Source organism: Janthinobacterium sp. ROICE36 (assembly GCF_002869965.1).
In the GTDB taxonomy this organism is placed as follows: Bacteria; Pseudomonadota; Gammaproteobacteria; order Burkholderiales; family Burkholderiaceae_D; genus Janthinobacterium.
This window is the reverse complement of record NZ_PEBS01000157.1, coordinates 1-2329: the sequence shown is the minus strand read 5'-3', so window position 1 is coordinate 2329 and position 2329 is coordinate 1. Positions and strand designations below refer to the sequence as shown.

Below are 2329 nucleotides of genomic sequence, written 5' to 3'. Positions count from 1 at the left end.
AGAGAGATCGGTTCGTTTGCCATTTACGCGTCCAAATACCGAGAGTAAACGCCTTTCTCAACGTGTTTACAAGCAATATTTCACCCTATCGTCACTCCGAGCACCTACCCTTCATGCAATCGCCCTGAGTATGTCATGCGCAGCGAACAGCGCTTCAGCCGGGCCGGCGTCTTGATCGTGCGAAAGCAGTGGAATGCAGGCGGGCGCGAGGAGGGCGCATTGCGTTCCTGGTATGCCGATGGCAAGCCGAGGCAGCTGATCGAATATGTCGATGGCGAGCGCCAGGGCTGGACGCGCCATTGGCGCGCAGATGGCAGCGTGGAAAGCGAATGCCGCTATGTAGCTGACGAGCCGCAGGGAAAGTGCACTGGAGATTCAGCCAAAATGTCGTACACGGAAGATGGGATTGCGTTCGACATGCCGGAACCCTGACCAGGGAAAGTTATTGCCTTTCGATCCGTAATGCGTGGCCTGCCTTTTTGCGACGCATGTACCGCTACTGGAAAGGGCACTCGGGGGAGTTCAGACTTTGTCCTGTCGCGTCACGGTGCCGGTGGCGTCGTTTCGCGTATAAACACCGCTGCAAGCCTGCACCGGACCGTGGCGCACGGCTGCCTGCGCCGAGCAGGGCCTGTTATGGTCGGCAACTGTCGCCCCAAAGCGGATGTTGTATAACACTTGCGATCCAAGCAATGAAAATGTAACCTATACGTTACTTTTTGTCCGCGATGAGTTACACTTGAGTTTCCAAATACAAGGAGGTAAGTATGGCTGACAAACTGTACCCTATCGACGCTGCCGCCCGCGTAGCGCATCGCCATTTGCTTATCATTCTGGGGTTCGTGCTTTTACTCGGCATTGCGGCACTCTTGCAGTTCGCCAGCACAGATCTGGCCCGAATAGGCAACGCTTTGTGGTTGGTGATGCCTATTGTGATCATAATAATCGCTGGCGCCCTGTCCTCCATGCAGAAGCGAGTTGATAAAGCTAGCATGAAAGCGGTTCGTAACGACGAGTTTCGTCAGGCAGGTTTGCAAGGCGCATTGCGAAATGGTTTCTTGGTGACGCTCGCACTACAACCCATACTGGCTGTAGGATTGTCCATGAGTTCTTTTGAACACGAGGCCGCTGTCATGGCAGCGGCGACTATTATTGCCGCTAGCGTGACCGTACTAGCCAGTTTGATCTGGCACGACCGTTGATAGGTTTTGAAAGTGGATCGACTGACAACTACAATGCGAGTCCATCGCGCGCGGATGGACCTTACGCAGGCTGAAGTGGCCGAGCGCGCCGGCATCACGCGCAAGTCTATTAATGCAATTGAATCTGGACAAATGGTGCCATCAACCATTCTTGCGCTCAAATTGGCGCGGGCTCTTGGCTTGACAGTTGAAGAACTGTTTTCTCTTCAACCTTGTTCAGAGTGAGTTGTTAAGAACCATTAACAATGACCGCTTTTGGCCGGTTGCCATTGTGGGCAGTTTCCGCCCCAAAGCGGAAGTTCGAAATTATTCCTCATCACGCAATCGCGCCCGAGCTTTTGACAGCGCTTGACCATATTCCATATTAAATGGAGCTACTGATTTCTTCTCAAAAAAGCAGCACAGATTCCAGAGCGCTCTTTGTTCTGCTTGGTCTATTATGTTCAACTGGTCTGAATCAGAGTAGCGGCTCAACAGCTCAAATAACACAAGGGCTACGTCAGCAGTAAGTGTTATTCCCTCCAACCCTTCTATGGTGTCACGAGCTGCGCAGAAGCGCTGCCTTCGGGGATCATCAGGGCAAAGTCGTAGCCGTTGATCAGGTTAAACATTTCAATGTCGCCCGCCGCCAGTTTGCGCGAGCCTGGCCGCAGTGACCGCAGATCAAAGAGAGACCAGCTGCCGTCGGTGGCGCCCTGCACTGGCCAGCAGTTTGAAGGCCGAGCTGTCAAGTTCGATTGCTGCCGGCTGATATGGCTTGCCCGCTCCCGTGAATCTCAGTTGCGTACCCTTCGCCGCCAGCACGATCAGGTGCAGCGAGGTATGGCCCTGACCTTCGGCGCGTTCAGCCAGAAAGTTGCCTATGTCACGGTTGTTGAGTGGATTAATACCCTTGTATGCGTGATTTGCGCCGACCTTGACCACCAGCTTTTGCTCTTGCATGCCGAGCCGTGTTTCCAAGGTCCGCTTTAACAGCGACAACCGCATGCGGTTGGATAGGTGTTTAGAATTGGGTGATCATATTCCTATTCGCAGCTTGCCCTACTTCAAAGCCAGGCGCCTGTTGAGTACACTGTTGATTCCTGTCACCTCACCGCCAGCGCCATGACCCAAGCCCTTCACAGCCG

General features: G+C 53.7%; 4 protein-coding genes. 3 read left to right on the top strand and 1 reads right to left on the bottom strand.

What is annotated here, in order from left to right; all coding sequences use genetic code 11:
• Positions 1 to 135: 135 nt before the first annotated feature.
• The 3 genes from CSZ94_RS27140 (at position 136) to CSZ94_RS27130 (ending at position 1427) form a co-directional block, all read left to right on the top strand.
• The gene (locus CSZ94_RS27140; RefSeq protein WP_102124334.1) at positions 136 to 432 is read left to right on the top strand and encodes a toxin-antitoxin system YwqK family antitoxin; all 297 of its coding nucleotides are present in this window, start codon (positions 136 to 138) and stop codon (positions 430 to 432) included.
• Between the two features lie 335 nt (positions 433 to 767).
• Entirely contained in the window at positions 768 to 1202 is a 435-nt protein-coding gene (locus CSZ94_RS27135) for a hypothetical protein (protein WP_102124333.1), read from the top strand.
• Positions 1203 to 1235: 33 nt separating this feature from the next.
• Complete coding sequence (locus CSZ94_RS27130) at positions 1236 to 1427, top strand: helix-turn-helix transcriptional regulator (RefSeq protein ID WP_102124332.1); 192 nt, start codon at positions 1236 to 1238, stop codon at positions 1425 to 1427.
• A gap of 438 nt (positions 1428 to 1865) precedes the next feature.
• Here the strand turns inward: CSZ94_RS27130 and CSZ94_RS27120 are convergent, their stop codons facing one another.
• Entirely contained in the window at positions 1866 to 2144 is a 279-nt protein-coding gene (locus tag CSZ94_RS27120) for a hypothetical protein (protein WP_146009921.1), read from the bottom strand.
• Positions 2145 to 2329: the final 185 nt, after the last annotated feature.

Excerpts from the sequence above, each read along its gene's own strand:
- CSZ94_RS27140 (WP_102124334.1), top strand. The coding sequence starts at position 136 with ATGCGCAGCGAACAGCGCTTCAGCCGGGCCGGCGTCTTGATCGTGCGA.
- CSZ94_RS27135 (WP_102124333.1), top strand. The coding sequence starts at position 768 with ATGGCTGACAAACTGTACCCTATCGACGCTGCCGCCCGCGTAGCGCAT.
- CSZ94_RS27130 (WP_102124332.1), top strand. The coding sequence starts at position 1,236 with ATGCGAGTCCATCGCGCGCGGATGGACCTTACGCAGGCTGAAGTGGCC.
- CSZ94_RS27120 (WP_146009921.1), bottom strand. The coding sequence starts at position 2,144 with ATGCAAGAGCAAAAGCTGGTGGTCAAGGTCGGCGCAAATCACGCATAC.